Raw genomic sequence first — 23,723 nt, 5'->3', positions numbered from 1 at the left:
GCCCAACTACAAACTAACTAATTATTAGAGATCATTGTTCCCAGAGCAGCTATCAACTTATCCACGCTTTCAGGACGACTATTAAAACCCATCAAACCTACACGCCAAACCTTGCCAGCAAGTTCACCCAAACCGCCACCAATCTCAATATTATGCTCAACTAACAACTGCCTGGCCACAGATTTACCATTTACCCCTTCCGGAATACAAACAGTAGTTAAAGTTGGTAGCCTGTATTCCTTTTCAACGTGCATCTTTAAACCCATATCTTCCAATCCTTCCCACAGATACTCGACATTCTTTTGATGACGTTGCCAACAACTAGCTAAACCTTCTTCCGCCACTAAACGCAAAGCTTCCCGTAAACCATAATATAAATTAATCGGTGCAGTGTGGTGATATGTGCGTTCAGTCCCCCAATATTTCCCCAACAATGTCATATCTAAATACCAATTTGCCACTTTAGATTGACGCTTCTGCAACTTCTCCATTGCCCGCGCACTCATTGTAAACGGTGACGCACCTGGAGAACAACCCAAGCCCTTTTGACTACAGCTATAAGCCAAATCAACGCCCCACTCATCCAAAAAGATGGGAACACCACCCAAACTGGTAACTGTATCCACTAACAACAAAGTTCCATGTTGACGACACAACTCCCCCACACCTTCCAAAGGTTGACGAGCGCCGGTGGAAGTTTCTGCATGAACTAAAGCCAAAATTGCTGGTTTATGGGTGGCTACTGCGGCGCTGATTTCTTCTAAATTGAAAACTTGTCCCCAAGGTTTAGTAATAGTTCTGACATCTGCGCCATATCTGCCCGCCATATCTACCAAACGATTACCGAAATAACCAGCCACACCAATTAATACCACATCACCCGGTTCTACAGAATTAGCTAGAGTGGCTTCCATTGCGGCTGTACCCGTGCCACTGACGGCGATAGTATGGGGGTTTTCTGTTTGCCATGTGTAACGCAACAGGGATTGAATTTCATCCATCAGGGTTAAAAAAGCTGGATCTAAATGTCCCACTGGTGTGGTATTCATCGCCTGTAATACCGCTGGATGGGCATTGGAGGGACCTGGACCCAATAGGAGACGGTGGGGGACTTCGAGGGGTTCAAGTCCTAGACGTTGACTATCGTTGATGGAAATGGTGGATGTCATAAACTTAATTTATGTGAGATGAAATTGTAATTAATCGCATCATATAGCGGTATGTGGTCAATGAGTATGCCGAAGTGCGACTAATTAATTAAGTTCCATATTTTCTCTCGCGCTATTCAATTATACGTTTTGTTAAAAATAGAAATCTCTATAATCTTGTTCTGTTCCCTGTTATCCAAATTGATTGGTAACATATTCCATCACATCGTTTTGCATTGTGAATCCGTTTCCATTGAATTCAATCAAAGATAGCGAAGCGCTCCGTAGGAATCGCAATTTCAAACTCTCTAGTATTCCCAACAGTTTCTGGGAAGTGACAGGGGGAATAATCTCGTTTAGTAATTCTGGCATTAATATGGGTTTGCGGTGAATTGCTAAGGAATAGATCACGGTTTTTTCTAAATCTGATAAGCGGTGAAATTGTTGATCTAATAAATCGTAAATATCGCCAAAGACGGTGACACCGTGGGCTAAAAAAATATCAATTTTGCTAGAAAATAGAAAACGAATAGTGGTGGCAACAATTTTCAGCATGAGGGGGTTTCCGCCATAGTGATTATGTAATATTTGCCATTCTGCTTGAGTTTCGTCAATGCCTTCTGACTGAAAAATCTTGAGTCCGTCTTCAGGAAGCAGCCCTTTCAAGATCAGTGATTTAATCGAATTGGCTTTTTTCTCTAGTAGACTAAATGCGATCGCTGGTTCTCGACTGATGATAATTAAACAACTTTTGTGGGTAGACTCCCCAATTGTGCTAATCAGTTGTCCATAGCCTTCAAATCCTTCTCGATATGATCCCCCTCGTTCTCCCCATTGCAGAATGGATTCTAGATTATCCAGAACCAGTAAGCAACGAGTTTGATGGAGATACTGCATTAACTTTGATATTAATTGATCTGGAGATTTTGGTAAATCAACGGCTTGCTGGTGTGAGAGGATGTGAATTAGATCAGTTAAGGTTTCTTCTACTGTTGGGGTATGATGAAGAGATCGCCAAATGACATACTGAAATTCTGATGATGACGAGTCTGTGCAGTTGGTAAAACCTGCCATTAACTGGGCTATGAGGCTGGTTTTGCCCATACCACCCATACCTAACACCATGATTAATTGACAGCGGTTAACCTGAATCCATTGGTTCAATGTTGCCAGTTCTGCGGTGCGTCCATAGAAAACGGAGACATTGGGAGCTAAACTATAATCCCCATAAGGCTGAATTTGAGGCTGTAGAGGTGATTGATAATCATCAGCCTCTAGCACCAGATTAAATGCTTTGAAACATTTGACTAGAGACTTTTTATCAACTCTGACATTGCAGTTAAAAATTTTGCATAAGGTATGAGAGTCTAATTCAGTCTGATTACTGAGATTATCAAGGGTAAATCGCTTGCCGTTATTTTCAGCATATTCCTTTGTTTTTATGGCGTTCTCAAGTTTATTTAAACCTTGATGTGTGAGGATTGTCCCACGTTTACGTTTTCTTGGTAGATCCATGAGTATAAAATATAAATTTTTTTAAGCAAAGCCAAATAGGGCAAGAGAATTAACTCTAACCGCCGGAAAAATGACTGATTTCCGGGAAAACTGTATTAATCTGACAAGAGTATAAAGATACAACTAAGAGATTGAACAGAGTATAGCGGTTGTTTGATGTGTTTATCAATACAGCATTTTGCAAAAAGGGGAAGTTTTAACAATTTGAAATAATTGTGCGGTCTAATTTGCTTACAATCTCAACGCTTGAAAGGATTGTGGTAGAGGAGTCGGAGCGATATTTTGTCAGGATTCTTAAGTTCCTTGCTTAAGTTGGCAAACTTCCATTGCTTGAGAGGGATTGTAAAGTGTATATTAGCATCCACTGTAATTCATTTACAACTATGACTACTGCACAACAAGTTATTAAATTCGCAGCCAATGAAATCGGTTACAAAGAGAATCCCCCAAAATCTAACAACAACAAATTTGGTATTTGGTATGGGATGAATCGTGAGCCTTGGTGTGCCATGTTTGTATCCTATTGTTTACACAATACTGGATTACCTTTAAAAATTACTACTAACAAAGGTTTTGCTTATTGTCCTTTCGGTATTAAATGGTTTAAAGAGCAAGGTTTGTGGCATACAAGTAACCCTAAAGTCGGCGATATTGTCTTCTATGACTGGAAAAATGATGGAGTTTCAGATCACGTTGGTATTGTAGCAAAAGTCAATTCTGACGGCTCTATCGATGCTATTGAAGGGAATACTTCTGAAAGGGATGATTCCAATGGTGGACAGGTTATGCAACGCACAAGGCGTGGAAACATTGTGGGTTATGGTAGACCAAATTATACATCGGGTGACGATGTTACCCCTCTTCCTCCTCATCCATTATGGACAGGACGGTATATCTTCCTAACCAGTCCCTACATGGAAGGGAGTGAAATACTACTGTGGCAGCGGCAGATGATTCACCGGGGATGGAATCTGGGTTCTGGTGGCACTACTGGCAAGGGAGACGATAGCGTTTTTAGCGAACGCGATCATGAAGTATTAATCAAGTTTCAGCAAGAAAAGGGACTGGAGGTTGATGGTAAAATCGGACCTCAATCCTGGAATGCAGCATGGGAAGCGCCTATTACTGAGGATTAGACTGATCTCCATATCCTCATGAGATTTTGTTCAATCCACAAATGATTTCCTTGCTCATACTTGAATTTTAATCAGTATGGCTTGGAAATCAGGATATTTTCTAATAAATACGATCGCTCTCCCCCATAAAATAAAGAGCGATACCATCGGTCAACACCCTAAATAGTATTAATCACCGTATTTCCGGCCGCGCCATTCTTTGGGAGTGTGAAATGCAGATAAAAAGATGCGTAGCACTGCTAAAGGGTCAGCCAAGGGTGAAAGCCAGAATAACCAACCACCTGTGGCATCTTTACGATCATAAGAGGGAGCGATCGCTAATAATAAAGCAAAGCGAATCACCACCAAAAATATATTCAATCCTAACAACAACATCGCCGGCAATGAAAGCACCAAACTAGGAAGCAACAAATAACCCAATAAAGTCAAAAGAGGTAAACCCTGCACCGCAGACAATAACCATAAATCCCCCCAAATCTGAGCAGGAGAAGCAGCATCCTTCAAATCTAAGCTGCGTCCCCATTCATTCCAAGTTTCTAACGCCCCCTCATACATCCTCACCCTTAGCACCTTAGCACCATCTAAAAAGCCCACCTTAAAGCCTTGAGAGGCAATATTCCGCGCCAAAGTCACATCATCACAAAAAGAACCTTTAGCACTGCTATAGCCATCCACAGCCCTTAATACAGACCGACGACATAAAAAACACTGACCATTAGCCATCACCCGTTCCGGTTGTTCAGTATAAATACCCGTAGGATCAAATCTATACAGTAACGTCATCAACAAAGCCGGTTGTAACCAACATTCCCCCGGATACTTGAGAATAAACTGCGGTGATAATGATACTAAATCATAACCTTGGGCGATCGCAGTTTTCACCAAACTCGCCACTAAACCAGGATGGGGTTGAATATCTGCATCCATGCCCAAAAACCATTCACTCCCCTCAGATGTGAATAAAAAGCCATTATGCAACGCCCAAGGACGACCAACCCAGCCTGGGGGTAAAGGGTCATCTGTGATCACCCGAAAGCGGGGGTCTGTTATTTGTGCGGTTTTCACCAAGTCGGGAGTACCATCTTGTGAGCGACTATCAACAACAATAATTTCCCGAACTTCGTAACTTTGGCGACTCAAACCCTCTAACAGTGGACTAATCCGTAATGCCTCATTTAGTGTCGGTACAACCACACTCACAGTTCCCAAAAGTTCTGGTGTGGGTTGTTGTGGTTCGAGGGCTGGATAACGTCCTGGACCTTTGAGCAACCGGGAAAGTAAAATGGCTGTTGCAGGTACTTGGATAAGTAGCAATAGGAGCGGAATAATATTTAACAATTTTAACCCTGACTTTTTTGTATAAACTAGCTAGTTTAGATTTTCGCGCAATTTAGGCAAATTAACTTAACAGTGATGCCAAAATTGACGCAATACTTTACGAGAAATAATGTGCTTGACACTCCCCGGTCTAAGAGGATGTTTTAAAAGTTTTTAATGTGTAAACAGACCCCTCTCCAAACCTCTCCCCTGGTCGGGGAGAGGCTTTAAAACCGCCATTCCCTTGTAGGGAATGGGGGTTAGGTTTTTGGAGATTATGGGTTTCATATAATACTTTTCAAACAACCTCTTAGCTTTCTTTTTGTGTAATTGGGAAAGAGGTAATTGGCAGAATTTCTTCTCCTCTTCCCTCTTCCCTCTTCCCTATTTGAAAGCAACTTTCACATTAGCAACAGCAACTTCTTGAGTAGCTGCTTCAATATTCACCGTTGCAGGTGTACTAGAACCTTTATACCACAGCAGCACAGCCGGAGCTACACCCAGTGCCACACCTAGCAGTACAGGAATAGGAAACCCAGCGGCTAAACTCATGACTGTGGCAAAACCAAAATTACCCAAATAAACCAATAAAGGTACATTTAGTTGGTAATGGTCTAACTTAACCGGGTTTTTGCTCCATAACAAAGCCGCTACAGTCATAAATAACGAACCAGTACCCATCCAACCCGCAAAGTTTTGATAAGGCATTCCAAAGAAAGCCCCAGGTTGGTGCCAATACCAGAAGGGAAGGGAAGTTTGACTCATGGCTGGGTCAAGCACAAAATCCCAAGAGGTGAGCAGTAAAGCCCCTAAACCAATAGCTCCCACATGACGGAACAAGCTGGGTTTTTTATCTACTTCTAAACCCGCACGAGCCAACACATAAGAAACTAATCCCACATAAAACCAGGAAAGGGGAATTGTAAAAGGGACCAAACCGGAAATTTTATAACCCAAACCACTCAAATAGCTATAGTAACCAAAGGGAAAGCCTGTGCTAGTTCCTAGTAATTCGCTAGTTAGGGAAATTGATAAAGATGGGATTAAAAATCCTAAAGCGCGTGCTAAACCTAAAGTTCGGTAAGCATAAAGGAACACTCCCAGCGCCCCCAAAATCATATATACCACACCACCACCCGCCATACTCCACTGCATGACGCTCTGTCCGACTTCTGATAAGCTAACAATTAGTTCAGCATTGGGAATAACAATCAATATCCCCACCAGTCCAAATACCATAGAAACGATATGACCAATTAGGCATACGCGCTCGACGATAACAAGTTGTCTCATGATCAATCCTTAATGATATGCCAGATGGCTATTCAACTGCTAACAGTTTACAAATATTTATGAACATATTTAACTAAATGTTGATCTTTATTCTCTTAAATTGGGAATTAGGGATGGAATTCAACATTTAGAAACCTTAGGAGTTCAGTAAATCTGTGAAATAATCAATGAAACCGATACTGATAGCATCAGTATAGAACGATTTGTAACTGAGTAAGGTACAGAACTTTTACATTTATCAACTGCTTAAAGCCTGTTTTATTCCTAACTCCTGCTATATGTCAATTTTGAAAAAGATACCTTGGTTTTCCTTAACACTTATATTACTGAGTTACAGTACATTGGGCTGGATAATATTTGAAGAAAAGGCCCCGTGGTATGTACGGCTGATAACTGCAGTAACTATCCTGCTGTCCCTGATATTGCTCACTAACCCTTGGCTAAAACTAGATGATTATTCTCGTATTTTCTTCAAGTCAAACGCTAGGACTTTTCTTGTGGCTATCTTAGCAGCTTTCCTATTTTTTCTAATGATTGCCTGGTTTCGGGTATTTCTTGATACTTTACTCGTTATGTGCGCGACTATCCTAGCCAAAATAGACTTTCAAACAGTTGGTTTAAAACCAGCATTAGCTTTTGGCTGTATATCTTTTTGCTCACTGTTAGGACTAGGAATGGGCGCACTTATCAATCACTACATTTAAAAGTAGTCATTAGTCATTAATTAATTAATAACGAATGACCAATGACTAATAACGAATTAACCAGCTACAGCTTCTACGAGTTCTGCGGCTACTGCATAAACGCTAACTTTCTTCTGGCTTTTACCTCTTCTTTCAAAGGTAACTACACCGTCAATTAAAGCAAACAAGGTATCATCACTGCCAATACCAACGTTGTTACCAGGGTAAACCTTAGTACCACGTTGACGGACTAGAATATTACCTGCACGTACAGTTTGTCCACCATAACGTTTTACACCTAGTCGTTGAGCATTCGAGTCACGACCGTTCCGCGTACTACCAGTTCCCTTCTTATGAGCCATGATTCCCTCTTTTCTATTTACTTTATTTATCCCAGGTTGCTAGTTATCCAGTTTAGGCTGGGAAAAAAGTAATTGGTAATTGGTAATTACTCTCTATCACCTTTTCCCCCTTGCCTAACTAGCAACTTAAACCTTTCTTTATGATTCTTCGGATGATTCGTCAGCGGTTTCTTCCACAAAGTCAGTATCAAGAACGGGAAGTTCAGGACTCGTTGGTGCTTCTTCGTAAGCTAAAACTTCGCCGTTGAGATTGATAGAATTAATCAAAAATCTGGTAATTTCCTGGCGATGTCCCCGTTTTTTGCGGGTTTTCTTTTTAGGTTTCATCTTATACACCAGGACTTTGCGACCTCTAAAGTGTCGCATAATTGTCCCTTCCACGGTTGCACCTTCTACTAAAGGTTGTCCAATGGAAACTGCGCCTTCGTGATGTACAAGTAATACTGCGTTGATGGTAACTTTTTCATCTGGTTCAGCGGTTAGTAGTTCAATGTCGTAAAAGCGACCTGCTTCTACTTTCATTTGTTTACCGCCAGTTTCAATAATCGCGTAAGTCATTAAATCGTCCTTGAGGTTGCCGTACAGGTAGCTGGCTATAATCTCCTGTAGAGACGCTATTATTTATAGCTTTGCCAGCTTTTGCAGTATGTCTACCTGATCCGAGCAGGAATTAGACAGACAATCTACTATATTACCTGATTGATGGTTAATCAGTCAACCTTTGAGAAAATATAATTTTATTTCTCGCTGATTTCCGAAAAGATAATTCTGGTGTTTGTAGTTAACCGTGACACAGACGGAAAATTTTTTAACTAATCTGAGCAATTTAAATAGGGTTGCTCAGATTTTTTTACTATTCACTTTCAGATTTTTCATAAATAATTTAAGAAAATTGTAGGTTGGGTAGAGGGAAGTGAAACCCAACAAAATCGGGAGGATTTTAGAAAAAGGTGATAATTGTTACGAATTATCAATTATAATTTAGTTAATACTGAAAATGAAAATTTAATTTTTATTAGATAAAGATGAAAAGAATTGAAGTTGAACAAAGAACTATTTTTGTGGGTTTAGCTGGTAGTCATGGTTATGGTTTAAATCGTCCTGAATCAGATTATGATTATCGTGGTGTATTTATTGCTCCTAAACGCTATTATTTAGGCTTTGATAGTATTGAACAAAAGGATTCTGGTTGGGATGAACCGGGGATATTTCCGTTTATAGATGGTAATGAAGATACGGTTATTTATGAATTAAGAAAGGTTATTCATTTATTAGCTGGTGCAAATCCCAATGTTTTAGAATTGCTGTGGTTAAATAATTATCCTTTTTTAACAAATGTCGGACAACATTTAATTAATCACCGTCATTTATTTTTGAGTAAAAAGGTAAAGCATACTTATTCTGGTTATGCTTTTGCTCAAATTAAGAAGATGGAAACTCATCGTAAATGGTTGTTAAATCCACCTACGAAGAAACCTCTTCCTGCCGATTTTGATATTATGGATGAAGTTCCGTTAAGCAAAGATGAGTTAAATGCTTTTTTGGAATATCTTTATCTTTTGATTAGGGGGAAAATTGAGTTTTTGGAAGAATCAGAACAGTTATATAAGTTGCTGACTGGGGATATTGATTTTAAAGGTGTTTTGAAACAGTACACTTTAGCAGATGAAACTTTAGCATATACCCAAAATTTAACTCATAGCCGTAAAGATTTTATCCGGCTTTTGCAAAAAAGTCAAAGTTATCAAATTGCTTTAAGAGAATGGAAGGCTTATATATCTTGGCAAGAAAATAGAAATCCTGCTAGAGCCGAAATGGAAAAAAAATCAGGTTATGATTTAAAACATGGAATGCACTGTATTCGATTACTACGCAGTGGCTTGGAAATTTTGCAGCGGGGAGAAGTAACTGTAGATAGAAATTTAGCTGGTGATATTGATGATTTAAAGGCTATTTTGCGAGGTGATTATAGTTATGAGCAATTAATGAAAATGGCGGAAGATTTGGTTGCTCAAATGGATGCTTTTTATGAGCAATCTAGTTTATCACATCGTCCTGACTTGGAGCAAATCAATGATTTGTGCATGGAGTTGGTGGAAATGCAAGGTTGGTAAGAAAATCTGGAAATTGGAAAGATGCCTGGGGTACGCTTCGTGGACGTGGCTAAATAAACAAAATTCAACTGCCTAAACTTGCTAGTGATATTTATGCTGTGGGCATGATTGGTATTCAAGCCGTAACTGGATTAGTGCCAGGACTATTTCAGGAAGACTCGAATACTGGGGAAATTATCTGGGGTATAATTCGTTATTACTTGAAAGATTATCAAGGTGCGATCGCTTTATATAATGAATTAATTAATCTTGATCCTCATGATGCCAGAACCTACCAAAACAGGGAGGGAATGAAAAATGGTTAAAAATAGCGCAAGATAGAATTAGAGAATTACAAAAATAGTGAAAGTATCTATAGGAATAATATTTGAATCCTGAAATTATTTGCGTAGTTAGGTAAGATGCAAAAGGCATGAGGTAAAAGGATTCTAGCCGATTCAGGTGTACCGAGTGTTTTTCAAAAATCAAATATGAGTCCTATATTCCATATCCCCTGCTTATGCAATGTAATTATAATTAAAATGTATCAACTAAACAAATATTAAAAAACAAGTTCAATTAAGATGCCAAAATTAAATATTGGAAAAAAAATAAAACAACAAATGAGTAAAAGGGGTTGGACAGAAGAAATGCTTGAATTAGTTTACTTAAATCCTGGTAAAACGGAAAAAACAAGAGATAAAAGGTATAATATAGATGGTACAAGAAAAGATGATCCTGCTACTGTATATTACAGGAGTGATGGTGCATACATTGTCTGTAATGACATCACAGGTGATGTAGTTCAGGTAAGTGATATTAATGATCCTAACTGGATTGAAAAACAATACTAAATTAAATGTTGATTAATAAATATCAGGAATATTTTCACTAATAAGTAAATTCAGGAGTACAAACATGAAATTAATTGATAAATATCAAAAAACAGGATTTATTAAAGCTGGAGAATTGCTATTAACTCCTGCTAATGCACTGGAATTTATTAACGAAATTGCCGAAAGAAATATTTCCGTTTTAGGTGTAGATTTATGGTATTATATCAATGATCAAATATCCGAAGATCCTGGATCATTAGATTTAAGTGAAATTGATGATCCTCAACAAAGTGTATCTATAGCTAAACAATTTATTACCCATAATTTACCAAAAGGAACAGCTTTTGTTTCTTTGGTTTTGAGTGATTAAAATTAAAAGAATGCATTAGATAATTTAGAAGATTACTAAGTAGGTTGGCGTTAAAAATTGTCGTTGGGGCAAGGGAACAGGGAACTCTTAACTGGGAACAGGAAGAGAGTTTTGGGCGATTTTACTTTTCTTCACATACCTTTAAATCCCACATTCCGCACCCCAAAATGTTACAGAGGGAAATTACGGAGATGAAAATCAAAGGGAGCATCAAAACAAACAGATAAAGTGAAAAAAGGCATTTGAGAAACAGTAAATCACCAAAAATGTCATCAAAATCTATTCTCAATAAGAAGCAATAAGAATGCACACCACCTGGAGAGGTCAATAGATAAGTGAAAGAAGATATTCAAGAAACAATTATAAGTTAGACTAATCAATTAAAGTAAAAAACGAAATTATAGACATAGTAAAATGGAGCTATAAATCAAAGAGATTAGCTCATCTTTACAAGAGAAATTAAATTGATAGAGATGATAATTAGCTGACTAATTGATAGTAACGTAAACAATCATCTGGTAAAAGACTCAAGATAAAATCTCTGTCCTTATTCCAATTAGAAATATGTTTCTCCTGATTGAGTGTAACCAAATGAATACACTGAAAGCATTGAAAAATCCAGCGTAAAGTAGGACGATTAGTTGCTTTGCCTAATTGATTTTTAATTGTTGATTTAGACTCCAAAAGAGCATTTCTAATATGACGTTGAGCCAAAGTATAAACCAGTAGACATAAACCCATAATCATTCCCAAAGACTCTATTCTCTCAGGACTTTTGAGGAAAATACTGTCGGCAAAAAATAATGGGTCTTTGAGAAAACCAAACCCCCTCTCACATGACTGCTGGGCTTTATATTCCCTGAGCATAGAATCATTGCTTAGTTCCTGTGAATCTAAAACATTTGTCGCAATAATAAAACGTCCCGCACTCAGCAATTCTGTATTAATTTTACTTTCATCCTGGGAGACTGTAGCTGATATTTGGTAAGATATTTCTCCTGAAGTATCTTTTTTATTAGATTTTACTTGAGTCACCGTACTTTCGTGAATTTGATGATATTTGAATTGTTTTGATAATTTTGATAATGCCTTGATAGCATCTGCAACACATGCAAATCTCTCTTGTGATAACTTTTTCAAATCTTGCACAGCTTTTGATTCTGCTTTGGTAATTTTTTGTGTGAGCTTATGCAGGTCTGATTCTTTTCTTTCTTGACTTTGCACTACTAACCATCTTTGTTCTATCCCTGCATAATTTTGGATTTTTGATGCTAATTTATATCCTGGTATTGTACTATCAATAAATTCTGATTCTGCTAATGTTGATATTAATGTTTTTGCTGCTTTTATGCTTAATGGTACTCGACATAACCACTGTAAATCTGACATCATTTTCAGGTTTGATTCTGTATATAAGGCGCAGTCAGCTACTATGAGACTATTAACTTCTAATTGTTTGTGATATTCTACTGCTATTTTACCAAAACATGATGAGTCAGCTTGGTTTCCCGATGCTAGTTTTAAAAATATTGGGATGTCTCCATCTCCTGAACATATCATTTCTATGATAAACTGTTTTAAGTCTGGACGATGGTCACGAGAATAACCGTAGGTGATGGTTATTTCTTTTGGTGATTTTACTGCTAATTCTTCTAATTCTTGGTTATTTCCTACTTTTTGACTCTCAAATATTACGAATGGTAAGCTAGTGTTATACTGCCCATGCACGTGCATTGATGATGAGTCTAGATGTGATGTTAATAGTGATACTCCAAATTTTTGAGCAGCTTTTAAGGCTATGATAAAAAAGATTGTATCTAAGCCTTTTATAAACAGTTTATCCATGACTCTCCCCAATTTATCGTCGTTGAGATATTCTGGTTTTACTCCTGCTCCTATTAAATGCTCACAGGCGATTGTTTCAAAATATTTGGGAAACATATATAACGGTTTGGAGACAAATCCTAACCCGTTTATTATCATGGCTTTTACCACTTGACCTGCATTTACTTTTTCGTCTTTTTCGACTCCTATTAATTCATTTATTATTTCTACTATTCCGATTGAATCTATGATTCCTGCTACTATCCCTAGATGGTCTATGTTCTCAATTTCTATTTCTTGAGGTTTTAATTTCACAACAGTTTCCTCTAATACTTCTGTTGTCATCAATTATTTCTTATTTGGTTATCAATTCATTTTTTTCTTTTGTTACCAAGTTTCACTTTATCACACCACGTCCCTTTTAATGCTACTTATTCTCATTAAGCATCTTAATTTTTGAATTGACTTTAGTTATTATGTACTACTTTAAGGGCTTTTTTGATCTGTGACAGTTTGGGGTGCGGAATGTGGGTTAAATTTTTCAGTTCACCTACTTAGCAAAGAAATTAACCGACATCAAAAAACCTCTATAATCGCCATTAAATAGAGGTTTACAAGCTAAACGGCTCATTTCCAGATTGGGCTTGGTTGTATTTTATGATATTACAAAAAGTTTACCCGCCAGGTAATTAATTGAGGTTATTAACTGGCTTTTGACCGGTGGCGACTGCTGTTTTGGGAATTTCAATGACTGGGTTATTTAAAGCCACCATTAAAGGCGAATCTGTGGCTGTTGGTGTTAATTCTGTTGGTTGTGTTGTGGCTATTTCTACCATTCTGGAATTACCTGGGAATAAACCAGATATTGTTCCCAGAATACAAGCCGCAGCGGCTGCACCACCTAACATCCAGTTCAAGCGATAACGGCGATTAACACGCGTTAAAACTTGGTTAATCGTTACCTCTGATGACTGAGCAGTTGCGGGAACAGGGATGTCATGTAAACCCTTTCTAAGATTTAACAGTCTCTTATACAAGCACTTAATAGAAGTATCAGTTGAAAGCCACTCTTCAACTTGTCTGCGTTCAGTAGCTGTGACTTCGCCATCCAGGTAAGCACTTAATAACTCGAAACAATCGCGCTTCTCCATATTTATAGTACCTGTTGATTCATTTTTGCTTCTCAATGGCAGAAAATATATATTTTCGTTGACAGTCCTTAATATTTCTTAAAATCTGCCATAAAATTGAGGAAACATGATGTAGATTATGTATCTAGATAGGTTTGCAATTGAGTTTGTAATCTTGATCTGGCTCTGGCTATTCTAGATTTCACCGTTCCCAGGGAAACTCCGGTAATTTCGGCGATTTCTTCATAGGCCAGTCCTTCAATTTCTCTCAAAACAATTGTAGTCCGAAAAACCTCTGGTAAATCAGCGATCGCTTCTCGCAACTGTTCATAAAATTCTCTGGTCGTCATTTCCTCATCCGGACTTGGGGTATCACCGGCAATTTCCCAATCCATTTCCCCGTCGGCTAACAATCGCGGAGCATCTAGGGAGAGAGGACTGGCTACCCGTTTGCGTTTACGTAATTCATCATAAAACAAATTAGTGGCAATCCGACTTAACCAACCTCGGAACTTGGCAGGTTCTTGTAGTCGGTTAATATTTCGGTAGACACGAATCCAAACTTCCTGGGCTAAATCGGCTCTGTCAGACCAATCGGGCGCTAAATGATATAAAACTCGATCAACTTGAGTCTGATAGCGGCGCAATAGTTCTGAAAAGGCAGCACGGTCTGGACGCAATCCGACTTGACAGCGTAAAATAAGGTCGTGGTTTGAGAGTTTGTCAACTTGCACCGATGCTGCTGGGTAGGTGGCATCAACTGTTGACCAAGATACACTAATGGATTGACTCATGGATCGGTCTAGCTTTAAATCACTCCTTCCTATTAGACTTGATCATTGGTCAAAAGTTCCTCAGTAAGGTGACGGATTTATAATCGGAACACGGAAATAAATATAGAAAGGAGTTTTCAGGGTTTTATTGATCATAAGACTAGGGATGGGAAAGGCAAGTAACTAGTACCGCAGGGTGGAAGTCAAAAGTCAAAAGTCAAAAGTCAAAACTAATATACAGTAGGCTTTTTGGCGATTGAATATGGTTGCTTTATTTACGCCGTGATGTACTAGTAGTCTGTCAAATTTATTTTGACGGGTTTTTGGTAGTGCGGGCATCTTGCCCGCGTGAGCGAGACGGAAGATAAAAGAAAACACGGATCAAATTTTTGTGAGGTTGGGAATAGTGATCAGATTGAAAACTGGCCACTAAATACTTGACTAGTAACTGCTAATAGGTCATAGGTAATAAATAATGGCTAATTGTCAATTGTTAATCAGTAAAATTCTCACCTCCAGCTAAATATGTCAGGGATAAATAATAGGCGATAGCAATGGCAAGAAATGAATCTGTAGCGAGTATGGTCATGTTTCTCTGTTTTGGTACAGCAATTTTATCTCTGGCTGTCCATTGGCAAACGATGAGAACAACAGGGCAGTTAAATCAATCTGCATCCACAGAGGTTTATCCGCAGGGTTCACCAGTGGAAATTGGGAGTAGTGCCATTGCGGCTTCTGTACCTACCTCTCCCCAAAAAGCTGCGGTGATTAACTTGGATTCTCCTTGGAAAACACAGAAATCAAGCCTGGATGCTGTTACAGATCCAGTTAATAATCCAAAGCCATCAGTACCGGACTTAAATGCAACTAAAGTAGTTGTAGATTTAAGCGATCGCCGTGTTTATGTTTCTCGATATGATGAGGTTATAGCTAGTTACCCAATCGCTATCGGTAAAAAGGGCTGGGAAACACCAACTGGCGATTTTAAAATTATCCACAAAGAACATCATCCTATCTGGCGACATCCAATTACAGGAGCTATCTTTGAGGGTGGTACTGATAGTCCTTTGGGGGATAGATGGATTGGTTTTTGGTCAGACGGCAGGAATGAAATTGGCTTTCACGGGACACCAAATGTTGACTTGGTAGGAGCGGCGGTTTCTCATGGTTGTCTAAGAATGCGTAATTCTGACGTGAGAATGCTGTATAGCCAAGTAAATATCGGCACACAGGTATCAGTTCGTGAATAAAAATATTAAGTAATTGATAATTGTCAATTAAACCGCGTTTACTTTGAAACCCATAGTTTTTTCTTAATTGGGTTTTATTCCCAAATCCTATACTGTTCCCTGTTCCCTGTTCCCTGTTCCCTGTTCCCTTTTGAAAAACTCCAGTTTTCAACTTGGACGAGGTTTATCAATTATTGTGGCTCAAAATTAGCCGCATGGGTCTGAAGCAATGTACTAACTTGGGTTAAAACTTCATTGCCAGTGGTCTTGTTCAATGCTTGACGTTCTGGGAAGAAATCTGGTGTATCTAAATACTTACAGATGGCTTCGCTAACTTGTTGGGATATTAAAGGTTCAAGTTCTGTGTTAGCTCTTTTTCGTTGATATTTCGCGCCTTCTTCCGTCGTTGCATACAGAGGAGGCAGCCTGTTCAGAGCATAGGCGGTTATATCGCCCACATCTAGAGAAATTTCGCTGGTTGCTTCAATTTCTGCTACTTTGGCAATGACGTTGATGAGTACCAATTCTTCCATGACGTTGATAAATTGTTTGCGAGGTACTGGTACTACTTCACCGGTCAACAATGCCCCCATGAGGCGATCTAAAGCCATGTACTCTTCGGTTAGCAGTTCTGAGGCGTTACCGCAAATCCGCCCAACTTCTGCTTCCATTGCTGGTGTCAAGTAACCATCTTGAAGAGCTTGTGCTACTATTTTTTCAATACTCATAAAACATTGTGGGTAGTATGGAAGGAACACAGGTTAAAAGTATATATTTCTACTTATAAATATATACTTTGCGATAGCCAAACTAAACAGATATGCTATCAATCACCCAGAATACAATAGCAGAATTAGTCCAGATTAGGGAATAAATCAGGGTTTGAAGTCCCCTATTACTGTGTTACTGAATTATTTATCTTACCAAATTATACCACTTACATATAAGTATTTTGGGTTAAAAAAGTCACAATATCAATACCTTCGCCAAATTCAAAAAAGCCTATGGCAAAGGTATTGAAGATGAGAAACTTAATCAATTTGTTGAGATTTCCAAGGGATTGGATCAACAGATTGTCCGTTTACATACAAACCCCAGTGTAAGTGTGGTCCGGTAGATGCGCCAGTTGAACCGACTGCACCAATTTTTTGCCCTGCTTGCACAAAATCACCTTCTTTGACATCAATCCGACTTAGGTGCATGAAAATACTGATAACACCTTGACCGTGATCAATGCCGACTACGTTACCATGAACGCGGAAGCCTTGGGATACTGTACCAACTAAAGCCACTTTCCCCGCCGCTGGGGTAACTACAGATGAACCTGTTGCTCCTGCATAGTCTTGTCCACGATGGTAGTAGTCATTGGCAAATTCGCCATTGTAGTAGCGACGGACACCATATTTAGTAGAGGTTCGCCCCGCGTTGGGGGTGAGAAACAGGCCATGCCAATATTTTTTCGGTGTTTGTAAGGCTTTTAATTCTTTTACTCGCTTGAGTTCGTATTCGGTAGCATTAACTCCAGCTTTTCCGGGTGGTAAGGTGATGCGTTGCACGGGAAATTTGCGATCGCGCACTTTTATTGATAAGTTTTGTTCTTGTCCATCTTGGGAAATTCTGATTGTTCTCACTCCAGCTTTCTCTAAGGGAGTTGTGGGAATAAAAGAACGGTATTGACGAGGGGCAATTTCAAAAGCTGGATATGTTGTTTCCCCAACTGTTACTGTGGGGTTACTAATCTTTTCTTGGGAATCTGCCTCAATTACTACGGAAATTGTATCCCCCAATTGGGGATTTTTAGGTAATACCTGTATTTCTAAAGCTTTTGCGGGTAAGCCTAAAGCCATGGGAACAGTGGCAATTATACCTATTAATATTTTGGTAGGGTTGATCATACTAAAATTTCGCAATTTATGCTGTGGATTAATAGTGTTAGTCATGGTAAGTAGGTTAGCATTGAAAATCGTCGTTATGGCACTAGGCTTGAGGCAATACTTCGACTTCGCTCAGTAACCAGAGGCAAGAGTGAAGAGGGTTTGGGCGATTTTACTTTTCGTTACATATTACTCTTCGAGAAGCCGCTTCGCGTCTACGGTTTTTTTCCGTTCACCTACTTAGTTATAGGCTAATAAGCCGTTATTTAGGGATAATTTGGATAAGTGTGTGGAATTAATTGAGGTTAATACACATCAGTAAAAATTATGGAGAAGAAGTATTCCTCAACGCTGACCAACTACTAGCAATAGGCATTCTCCAACCAGTCCCAAAAGCGCGGTCAGTAATTTTTAATCCCGGCGCTGCTTGTCGGCGTTTAAACTCCGCACGAGATAATAATTGTAATACTCTATCTACAATTGCCGGTTCATGACCTGCGCTAATAATTTCTGTTGCTGATTGATGTTGATGAATCAAACGGTCGAGAATATCATCTAAAATTTCATAAGGTGGAAGAGAATCTTGGTCAACTTGACCCGGTTTAAGTTCTGCGCTTGGTGCTTTCGTGAGAATATTTTCGGGAATAACTTCTCTTTGTTGATGAGAATTTAACCATTTGCAGATAGAATAAACGCGAGTTTTGGGAACATCAGCAATGACTGATAAACCACCATTCATATCACCATAAAGGGTGCAATAACCAACAGCAACTTCTGATTTATTGCCAGTAGATAAAAGTAGATAGCCAAATTTATTAGAAATTGCCATTAATAAATTACCACGAATTCGAGATTGCAGGTTTTCTTCCGCAATCCCAAATTCTGTTCCTGCAAATAATTCATCTAGGGAATTATCAAAACTTGCCATTAATTCCCCAATAGGTAAAAGTTGAGTTTGAATATCTAAATTTGCTGCTAATGTTAAAGCATCACTAATCGAATGTTCCGAACTATAGGGAGAAGGCATTAACACACCAATCACATTTTCTTTTCCTAATGCCGCAGTCGCAATAGCCGCAACTAAAGCGGAATCAACTCCTCCACTTAAACCCAATAATACTTTAGAAAAGCGACATTTACCAACATAATCTTTTACTCCCAAAACCAAAGCATTCCAAATTTCCTCATCTTCAGATTCATCAACAGGAGAAATATCACCGAAATCTAAATCTTGTTTATTGCTATTAAATTCAACAGTCAAAAAGTCAGATACAAAACCTTTTGCACGACAAACAATTTCACCTTGTTTATTTAAAGCAAAACTGCGTCCGTCAAAAACTAAATCATCATTTCCACCAACTTGATTTGTATAAATAATCGGTTGTTGAAAATTAACTGCACTATGTTTTAACATCGCTTCTCGCAGATGTTGTTTACCAACAGTGTAGGGTGAAGCAGATAAATTAACAATTAAATCAACTCCTAAACTTGCTAAATCAGCAATGGGATTAACTGCGTAACTCCGCTTACCCCAAAATTCCTCATCATTCCATAAATCTTCGCAAATTGTCACACCAATATGAAGATTATCTAATATAAAATAATTGGCTTCTACTCCTGGTTCAAAATAGCGTTTTTCATCAAAAACATCATAAGTAGGTAATAGCCTTTTATGGAAAAATTGCTGAATTTTACCATTTTCTAATAAAGCAATGCTATTAAATAAATTTTTTCCTCCAGAAATGTGCGCTTGGGAATTTTTAACAACAGTTCCCACTAATACAGCTAAATTTGCTGGTAAATCTTCAGCTAATTTTTGCAATGTGTTATCAATTGCTTCTATAAAACTAGGATTTAATAATAAATCCCTTGGTGGATACCCACAAATAGATAATTCAGGTGTTAATAATAAACGAACATTTTCTGATGCTGCTTGTTGGGACATTTCCAGGATTTTTTGAGCATTTCCTAGTAAATCACCAATAATAGGATTAATTTGAGCAATAGCGATTTTCATAATTTATCTGCGTTTATTTGCGTTCATCTGCGTTCAATTATTATTCCCTAAATAAACACCAAAGGTTTATCTTTAAACGGTGCGAATGCTTCTTTATCAAACTTATACAAACTGGCAGGACGACCCGCACCTCGTGATACTTTAATGCCGGTATCTGATAAAAAACCTAACTTTAGTAACCGCGCTCGAAAATTAGAATAATCGGCAAAATTTTCCCCTAAAACTGTGGTGTATAGTTGATACAAATCGTTTAAGGTAAAAGTTTCTGGTAAGACTTCAAAAGCTACTGGACTATATTCTAATTTGTTTTTTAATCTTCCATGTCCATAGGTAATAATTTCATTGTGGTCAAATGCTAATTGTGGTAATTGTTTGACAGGATACCAAGCAATACCTGCGACTTTATCAGCAATTAATTCTGCTTCTTCAAATCTGACTAAGGCAAAATAACTAACTGATAAATAACGGACTCCGTAGCTATCAATTTTTTCCCTGGGGTCACGATTTGGACCACCAAAAGTATAAAGTTGTGCTAAATAAAGATTATTTACCTTTATTTTCTCAGCCATAATCCGATAAGCAGCATCTTCTAAAGATTCTCCTTGACAAACTAAAGTGCCAGGAAGACTCCAATGATTTAAAAATGGTTCTTGCTGTCGCATGACTAAGAGAACTAACAACCGATTTTGGGCAGTATCTACAGAAAAAATCACATTATCAACACCAACTTTAAAATCAGCTAAAGGTTGTTGATTTATGGGGTTTAAAATCTTTTTTTGGTTACGTATTGGCATTCGTACAAATGCTGTTGATGAATGTAGGCAATGACGGGAGGTGTGAGAGTATTAATATCTCCTTGTTCACGGAAAGCGGTAGAGGAAACATCTAAACCAATCAAATTAGCAATGGCAATTTTTCCGCCAATTTGTTTAACTTTATCTAAACCAGAATCATCTATTATATATCCTGGTCTGGGAATTACCAGTAATTGCACTTGTTGTAATAAATCTTCAACATGATACCAGCGCGGTAATTGATTTACTAAATCAGCACCAATTACTAAAGTATATTCAATATTTTCTCCCCATTTTAATTTTGCTTTACCTACAGTTTCTAGAGTTTTCCAACTACTTAAATCTTGTTCTAAGGCAATATTTTGGTTAGCAACATTAATATCTTTAATTAACAGTTCTAACATTGCTGCTCTGTGTGGTAAAGGCGTTTGTTGGGACTTCATGGGATTATCCGCAGCCCATACAGCTACCCAATCATAACGTTCAGATAACCATTTGAGAATTATTAAATGTCCAGCAGTTGGAGGATCTGCACTTGTACCAAATAAAGCAATTTTCATGATTTTTGATTCTGCTTTTTTGCAATTTTTAGAGTAATTTAAACGAACCACAGAGACGCAGAGGGCGCAGAGGTAAGAGAAATTATATTATTTATCACTTCGTTTTGTCATCTGAGATGCCCTTACCAAGAATGTCTCTTTACTTATGGTAGTATTCACCATAAATAATGTCAAGCCTTGGCTAATAAATAATGACAAATTCCTGAAAAGCCTATATTTACAAGGGAGTTAGGATATTTTTTACAATTAATTTATATTTCTTAATAGTACAGCCAGTCAATATCCAGGAGTTGGATAAGATTTTAAGAATAATTGACCGCAGATAAACGCAGATAAACGCAGATGAAAATGGATGAATTAATGAATTTTATGATTCTGTGCAACTTTACATATAATAAGTTTAAGGGGTTTAATCCGAATTAGACTAACAAATAGTTTTTGTGTTTGTATGGGGAATAATTGCGTTATTATATAACAATAGAAACTAAATTTATATAGGAATAGGAAAACCAAGAAGAAATTAATACCAATTTCTTTGAAAACAGATAAAAGTTATTTCCATAGAAGGATGATATCAATTATGGATTCTGTAAGTCTCACCCACGAACAATTATCTCAAGCTATTAATGAACTTCCACTGGCAGCACTTCCTGAATTAGCTGATTTTATTGAATCTTTACTTTTTAAGCTGAATTTAACTCCTGCGGCTATTAATAATGAACCAGAGGAGAGTAATTTTTTATTAAGTATTTCTGGTATAGGAGAGTCTAGTGAACCCAATTTATCAGACAAAGATACAGAAAACGGAGAACTGGAAATTGATCCAACTAGAGGTATTAAGGAATTTAATCATGAGGTAAATAAATAATCATGACGGCTATTTTAGATATAAGTTTCTTAGTGGCAACTGTTGATATTAAGGACGAAAATTATGGGCGTATCCTTGATGTTATAGTTGATTCAAAGGAAGTATTGGTTTTACCAACGACAGTTTTACCTGAAGTTTGTCATTTGCTTGCTTCTCGGTTAGGATATCCTACAACAAGACAGGTTTTAACTGAATTAGCTAATAGTAATGTCATTATTGAAGGGATTGATAAAACTGATTTAAAAAGGGTGACGGAGATTCTAGACCAATATACTGATAGTAAGTTAAACTTTGTGGATGCAACGATTGTTGCTATTGCGGAAAGGATGAATATTACTAAGATTTTCACTTTAAATAAACCTATTTTTAGTATTATTAATCCACAACATTGTGCTGGTTTTGAGATATTTCCTGAATAGGCTATCAATCAGATCTCCGACTTCTTTAAGAAGTCGGGGATCTTGTATTTTGTACTTATTTTAAAGGCACAATTGCACTCATTTGGTCTAAATCCAGGACTGTTGCTAATTCTGTTTCTGTCATTAAACCTTTTTCTAGAACTATTTGCCGCAGTGATTTGCCAGTTTCTAACGATTCCTTAGCTACAGCCGCAGCATTCAAATAACCAATATGGGTATTTAAGGCGGTGACTAGTGCTAAACTACCTTCAGCATAGGCTAAACAACGTTCTTTGTTAGCAGTAATTCCTTGAATACAGCTTGTAGTTAAAGCCGAAATTGTGTTACCTAAAATCTCAATGCTGTGAATTAAATTATAGGCAATGAGGGGCATCATCACATTTAATTCTAATTGTCCAGCTTGGGCAGCAAAAGCGATCGCATTATCATATCCCATAACCTGAAAACATACCATTGATGTCATCTCTGCCATCACAGGATTATATTTTCCGGGCATAATTGAAGAACCAGGTTGGACTGGAGGAAGTTGAATTTCCTTAAATCCAGTTTTGGGACCAGAATCCATTAACCGCAAATCGTGGGATATTTTCACCAAATCCTGGGCTAAATTCCGTAAAGCCCCGGAAACATTCACAAAAGCCCCCATACTTTGCATAGCAGCCATTAAATGGGGTGCAGGTTCTAGGGGAAATTCCAACAATTGCGACAGGATATCCACAACTCTTTGCCGATATTCTGAGTGAGTATTCATACCTGTTCCCGCAGCACTACCACCTAAACCCAATACCATTAAATCCCCAGCAGCAATGTAAAGACGATTTTGATGTTCTGAGAGGATTTGCGCCCAAGCACCAAAATTATCCCCTAATCGCACAGGTACAGCGTCTTGGAGGTGGGTTCTGCCAGATTTGACGATATCTTGAAATTCTATAGCTTTTGCCTCTAAAGCCGAAATTGCCTGTTCTAAAGCTGGTTGTAAAGTGCGAGAAAGTGCCAATAAGCCACCAATGCGAATGGCTGTGGGGATAACATCATTGGTAGACTGTCCATAGTTTACATGATCATTGGGACTAACGAGTTTGTAATTACCTTTTTGATCACCGAGAATTTCTAAAGCGCGATTTGCCAAAACTTCGTTAATATTCATGTGGTGAGAAGTTCCTGCACCGGCTTGATAAACATCAACCACAAACTGATCTCGTAATTCACCTGCTAGGATTTCATTAGTGGCTTGAATAATCGCTTTACTGATATCTGCGGGAATACAATCTAATTCTCCGTTGACAATAGCGGCAGCTTTTTTAATATATAAACCAGCATCTATATAAGTAGGTAAAGGTTTAATACCGCTAATGGGGAAATTTTCGATCGCCCTTTGGGTTTGAATACCATAATAAACGTTGTTGGCAATTTGGCGATCGCCCATTGAGTCTTTTTCAATGCGAAAATCTGAATTGTTAGTCATATAAGTCGAGAATGGGA

At 38.0% G+C, this 23,723-nt stretch carries 24 protein-coding genes; 9 read left to right on the top strand and 15 right to left on the bottom strand.

Annotated elements, in window-relative coordinates; all coding sequences use genetic code 11:
- Positions 1 to 17 precede the first annotated feature (17 nt).
- Together BMF77_RS21465 and BMF77_RS21460 are read right to left on the bottom strand one after the other, a co-directional pair.
- Positions 18 to 1,169, bottom strand: coding sequence for an alanine--glyoxylate aminotransferase family protein (locus BMF77_RS21465; protein ID WP_148765690.1), 1,152 nt, complete (start codon positions 1,167 to 1,169; stop codon positions 18 to 20).
- 171 nt (positions 1,170 to 1,340) lie between these two features.
- On the bottom strand, positions 1,341 to 2,663 hold the full coding sequence (locus BMF77_RS21460; protein ID WP_148765688.1) for an NB-ARC domain-containing protein: 1,323 nt from the start codon (positions 2,661 to 2,663) through the stop codon (positions 1,341 to 1,343).
- Between the two features lie 383 nt (positions 2,664 to 3,046).
- Between BMF77_RS21460 and BMF77_RS21455 the strand changes: the two genes are divergently transcribed.
- On the top strand, positions 3,047 to 3,799 hold the full coding sequence (locus BMF77_RS21455) for a CHAP domain-containing protein (RefSeq protein ID WP_148765686.1): 753 nt from the start codon (positions 3,047 to 3,049) through the stop codon (positions 3,797 to 3,799).
- A gap of 168 nt (positions 3,800 to 3,967) precedes the next feature.
- On the opposite strand, the gene cruG is transcribed toward BMF77_RS21455, so the two are convergent.
- A complete protein-coding gene (gene cruG / locus BMF77_RS21450) occupies positions 3,968 to 5,137 on the bottom strand; it encodes a 2'-O-glycosyltransferase CruG (RefSeq protein ID WP_148765684.1) in 1,170 nt (389 codons plus the stop codon).
- Between the two features lie 363 nt (positions 5,138 to 5,500).
- On the bottom strand, positions 5,501 to 6,409 hold the full coding sequence (gene cruF / locus BMF77_RS21445; RefSeq protein ID WP_148765682.1) for a gamma-carotene 1'-hydroxylase CruF: 909 nt from the start codon (positions 6,407 to 6,409) through the stop codon (positions 5,501 to 5,503).
- A gap of 497 nt (positions 6,410 to 6,906) precedes the next feature.
- Here cruF and BMF77_RS29080 point away from each other — a divergent pair, with 497 nt between their 5' ends.
- Positions 6,907 to 7,113 (top strand): hypothetical protein, encoded by a 207-nt coding sequence (locus BMF77_RS29080; protein ID WP_334310656.1) that lies wholly within the window; start codon positions 6,907 to 6,909, stop codon positions 7,111 to 7,113.
- 56 nt (positions 7,114 to 7,169) lie between these two features.
- On the opposite strand, the gene rpmA is transcribed toward BMF77_RS29080, so the two are convergent.
- Together rpmA and rplU are read right to left on the bottom strand one after the other, a co-directional pair.
- Positions 7,170 to 7,454, bottom strand: a complete 285-nt coding sequence (gene rpmA, locus BMF77_RS21435) for a 50S ribosomal protein L27 (protein WP_148765678.1) — start codon at positions 7,452 to 7,454, stop codon at positions 7,170 to 7,172.
- A 138-nt stretch (positions 7,455 to 7,592) separates the two neighbouring features.
- Positions 7,593 to 8,012 (bottom strand): 50S ribosomal protein L21, encoded by a 420-nt coding sequence (gene rplU / locus BMF77_RS21430; RefSeq protein WP_015078509.1) that lies wholly within the window; start codon positions 8,010 to 8,012, stop codon positions 7,593 to 7,595.
- Between the two features lie 467 nt (positions 8,013 to 8,479).
- Here rplU and BMF77_RS21425 point away from each other — a divergent pair, with 467 nt between their 5' ends.
- The 4 genes from BMF77_RS21425 (at position 8,480) to BMF77_RS27425 (ending at position 10,753) form a co-directional block, all read left to right on the top strand.
- A complete protein-coding gene (locus tag BMF77_RS21425) occupies positions 8,480 to 9,568 on the top strand; it encodes a DNA polymerase beta superfamily protein (RefSeq protein WP_148765676.1) in 1,089 nt (362 codons plus the stop codon).
- A 104-nt stretch (positions 9,569 to 9,672) separates the two neighbouring features.
- Positions 9,673 to 9,873: a tetratricopeptide repeat protein gene (locus BMF77_RS21420; protein ID WP_148765674.1), complete on the top strand. Its 201-nt coding sequence runs from the start codon at positions 9,673 to 9,675 to the stop codon at positions 9,871 to 9,873.
- 297 nt (positions 9,874 to 10,170) lie between these two features.
- Positions 10,171 to 10,401: a colicin E5-related ribonuclease gene (locus BMF77_RS21415; protein ID WP_210422239.1), complete on the top strand. Its 231-nt coding sequence runs from the start codon at positions 10,171 to 10,173 to the stop codon at positions 10,399 to 10,401.
- 64 nt (positions 10,402 to 10,465) lie between these two features.
- Positions 10,466 to 10,753 carry a hypothetical protein gene (locus tag BMF77_RS27425; protein ID WP_174783126.1) on the top strand — a complete coding sequence of 96 codons (288 nt, stop codon included), beginning with the start codon at positions 10,466 to 10,468 and terminating at the stop codon, positions 10,751 to 10,753.
- Positions 10,754 to 11,233: 480 nt separating this feature from the next.
- Here BMF77_RS27425 and BMF77_RS21400 read toward each other — a convergent pair whose 3' ends face one another.
- From BMF77_RS21400 to BMF77_RS21390, 3 genes are all read right to left on the bottom strand, one after another.
- A complete protein-coding gene (locus BMF77_RS21400) occupies positions 11,234 to 12,922 on the bottom strand; it encodes an IS1634 family transposase (RefSeq protein WP_148765670.1) in 1,689 nt (562 codons plus the stop codon).
- Positions 12,923 to 13,266: 344 nt separating this feature from the next.
- Complete coding sequence (locus tag BMF77_RS21395) at positions 13,267 to 13,728, bottom strand: anti-sigma factor (RefSeq protein WP_148765668.1); 462 nt, start codon at positions 13,726 to 13,728, stop codon at positions 13,267 to 13,269.
- A 116-nt stretch (positions 13,729 to 13,844) separates the two neighbouring features.
- Positions 13,845 to 14,501, bottom strand: coding sequence for a sigma-70 family RNA polymerase sigma factor (locus tag BMF77_RS21390; protein WP_015078515.1), 657 nt, complete (start codon positions 14,499 to 14,501; stop codon positions 13,845 to 13,847).
- Positions 14,502 to 15,028: 527 nt separating this feature from the next.
- Here BMF77_RS21390 and BMF77_RS21385 point away from each other — a divergent pair.
- Positions 15,029 to 15,730: a L,D-transpeptidase gene (locus BMF77_RS21385; RefSeq protein WP_148765666.1), complete on the top strand. Its 702-nt coding sequence runs from the start codon at positions 15,029 to 15,031 to the stop codon at positions 15,728 to 15,730.
- Between the two features lie 170 nt (positions 15,731 to 15,900).
- Here BMF77_RS21385 and BMF77_RS21380 read toward each other — a convergent pair whose 3' ends face one another.
- From BMF77_RS21380 to BMF77_RS21360, 5 genes are all read right to left on the bottom strand, one after another.
- Positions 15,901 to 16,437: a late competence development ComFB family protein gene (locus BMF77_RS21380; RefSeq protein WP_148765664.1), complete on the bottom strand. Its 537-nt coding sequence runs from the start codon at positions 16,435 to 16,437 to the stop codon at positions 15,901 to 15,903.
- Positions 16,438 to 16,740: 303 nt separating this feature from the next.
- Positions 16,741 to 17,604 carry a M23 family metallopeptidase gene (locus BMF77_RS21375; protein ID WP_246862991.1) on the bottom strand — a complete coding sequence of 288 codons (864 nt, stop codon included), beginning with the start codon at positions 17,602 to 17,604 and terminating at the stop codon, positions 16,741 to 16,743.
- A gap of 304 nt (positions 17,605 to 17,908) precedes the next feature.
- On the bottom strand, positions 17,909 to 19,600 hold the full coding sequence (locus BMF77_RS21370) for an NAD+ synthase (RefSeq protein ID WP_148765660.1): 1,692 nt from the start codon (positions 19,598 to 19,600) through the stop codon (positions 17,909 to 17,911).
- A gap of 47 nt (positions 19,601 to 19,647) precedes the next feature.
- Positions 19,648 to 20,394: an NUDIX domain-containing protein gene (locus tag BMF77_RS21365; RefSeq protein WP_148765658.1), complete on the bottom strand. Its 747-nt coding sequence runs from the start codon at positions 20,392 to 20,394 to the stop codon at positions 19,648 to 19,650.
- Complete coding sequence (locus BMF77_RS21360; protein WP_148765656.1) at positions 20,364 to 20,954, bottom strand: nicotinate-nucleotide adenylyltransferase; 591 nt, start codon at positions 20,952 to 20,954, stop codon at positions 20,364 to 20,366. Before BMF77_RS21360 ends, BMF77_RS21365 begins: the two co-directional genes overlap by 31 nt.
- Positions 20,955 to 21,534: 580 nt before the next feature.
- Between BMF77_RS21360 and BMF77_RS21355 the strand changes: the two genes are divergently transcribed.
- Positions 21,535 to 21,822 carry a hypothetical protein gene (locus BMF77_RS21355; protein ID WP_148765654.1) on the top strand — a complete coding sequence of 96 codons (288 nt, stop codon included), beginning with the start codon at positions 21,535 to 21,537 and terminating at the stop codon, positions 21,820 to 21,822.
- A 2-nt stretch (positions 21,823 to 21,824) separates the two neighbouring features.
- A complete protein-coding gene (locus BMF77_RS21350; RefSeq protein WP_148765652.1) occupies positions 21,825 to 22,241 on the top strand; it encodes a type II toxin-antitoxin system VapC family toxin in 417 nt (138 codons plus the stop codon).
- A gap of 55 nt (positions 22,242 to 22,296) precedes the next feature.
- Here the strand turns inward: BMF77_RS21350 and BMF77_RS21345 are convergent, their stop codons facing one another.
- Positions 22,297 to 23,706 carry an aspartate ammonia-lyase gene (locus tag BMF77_RS21345; protein ID WP_148765650.1) on the bottom strand — a complete coding sequence of 470 codons (1,410 nt, stop codon included), beginning with the start codon at positions 23,704 to 23,706 and terminating at the stop codon, positions 22,297 to 22,299.
- Positions 23,707 to 23,723: the final 17 nt, after the last annotated feature.

Origin of the sequence: Dolichospermum sp. UHCC 0315A, from assembly GCF_008121535.1 — a bacterium.
Classification (GTDB): Bacteria; Cyanobacteriota; Cyanobacteriia; order Cyanobacteriales; family Nostocaceae; genus Dolichospermum; species Dolichospermum lemmermannii.
Note: the sequence above shows the minus strand (reverse complement) of the source record. Positions and strands in the feature narration are given on the sequence as shown.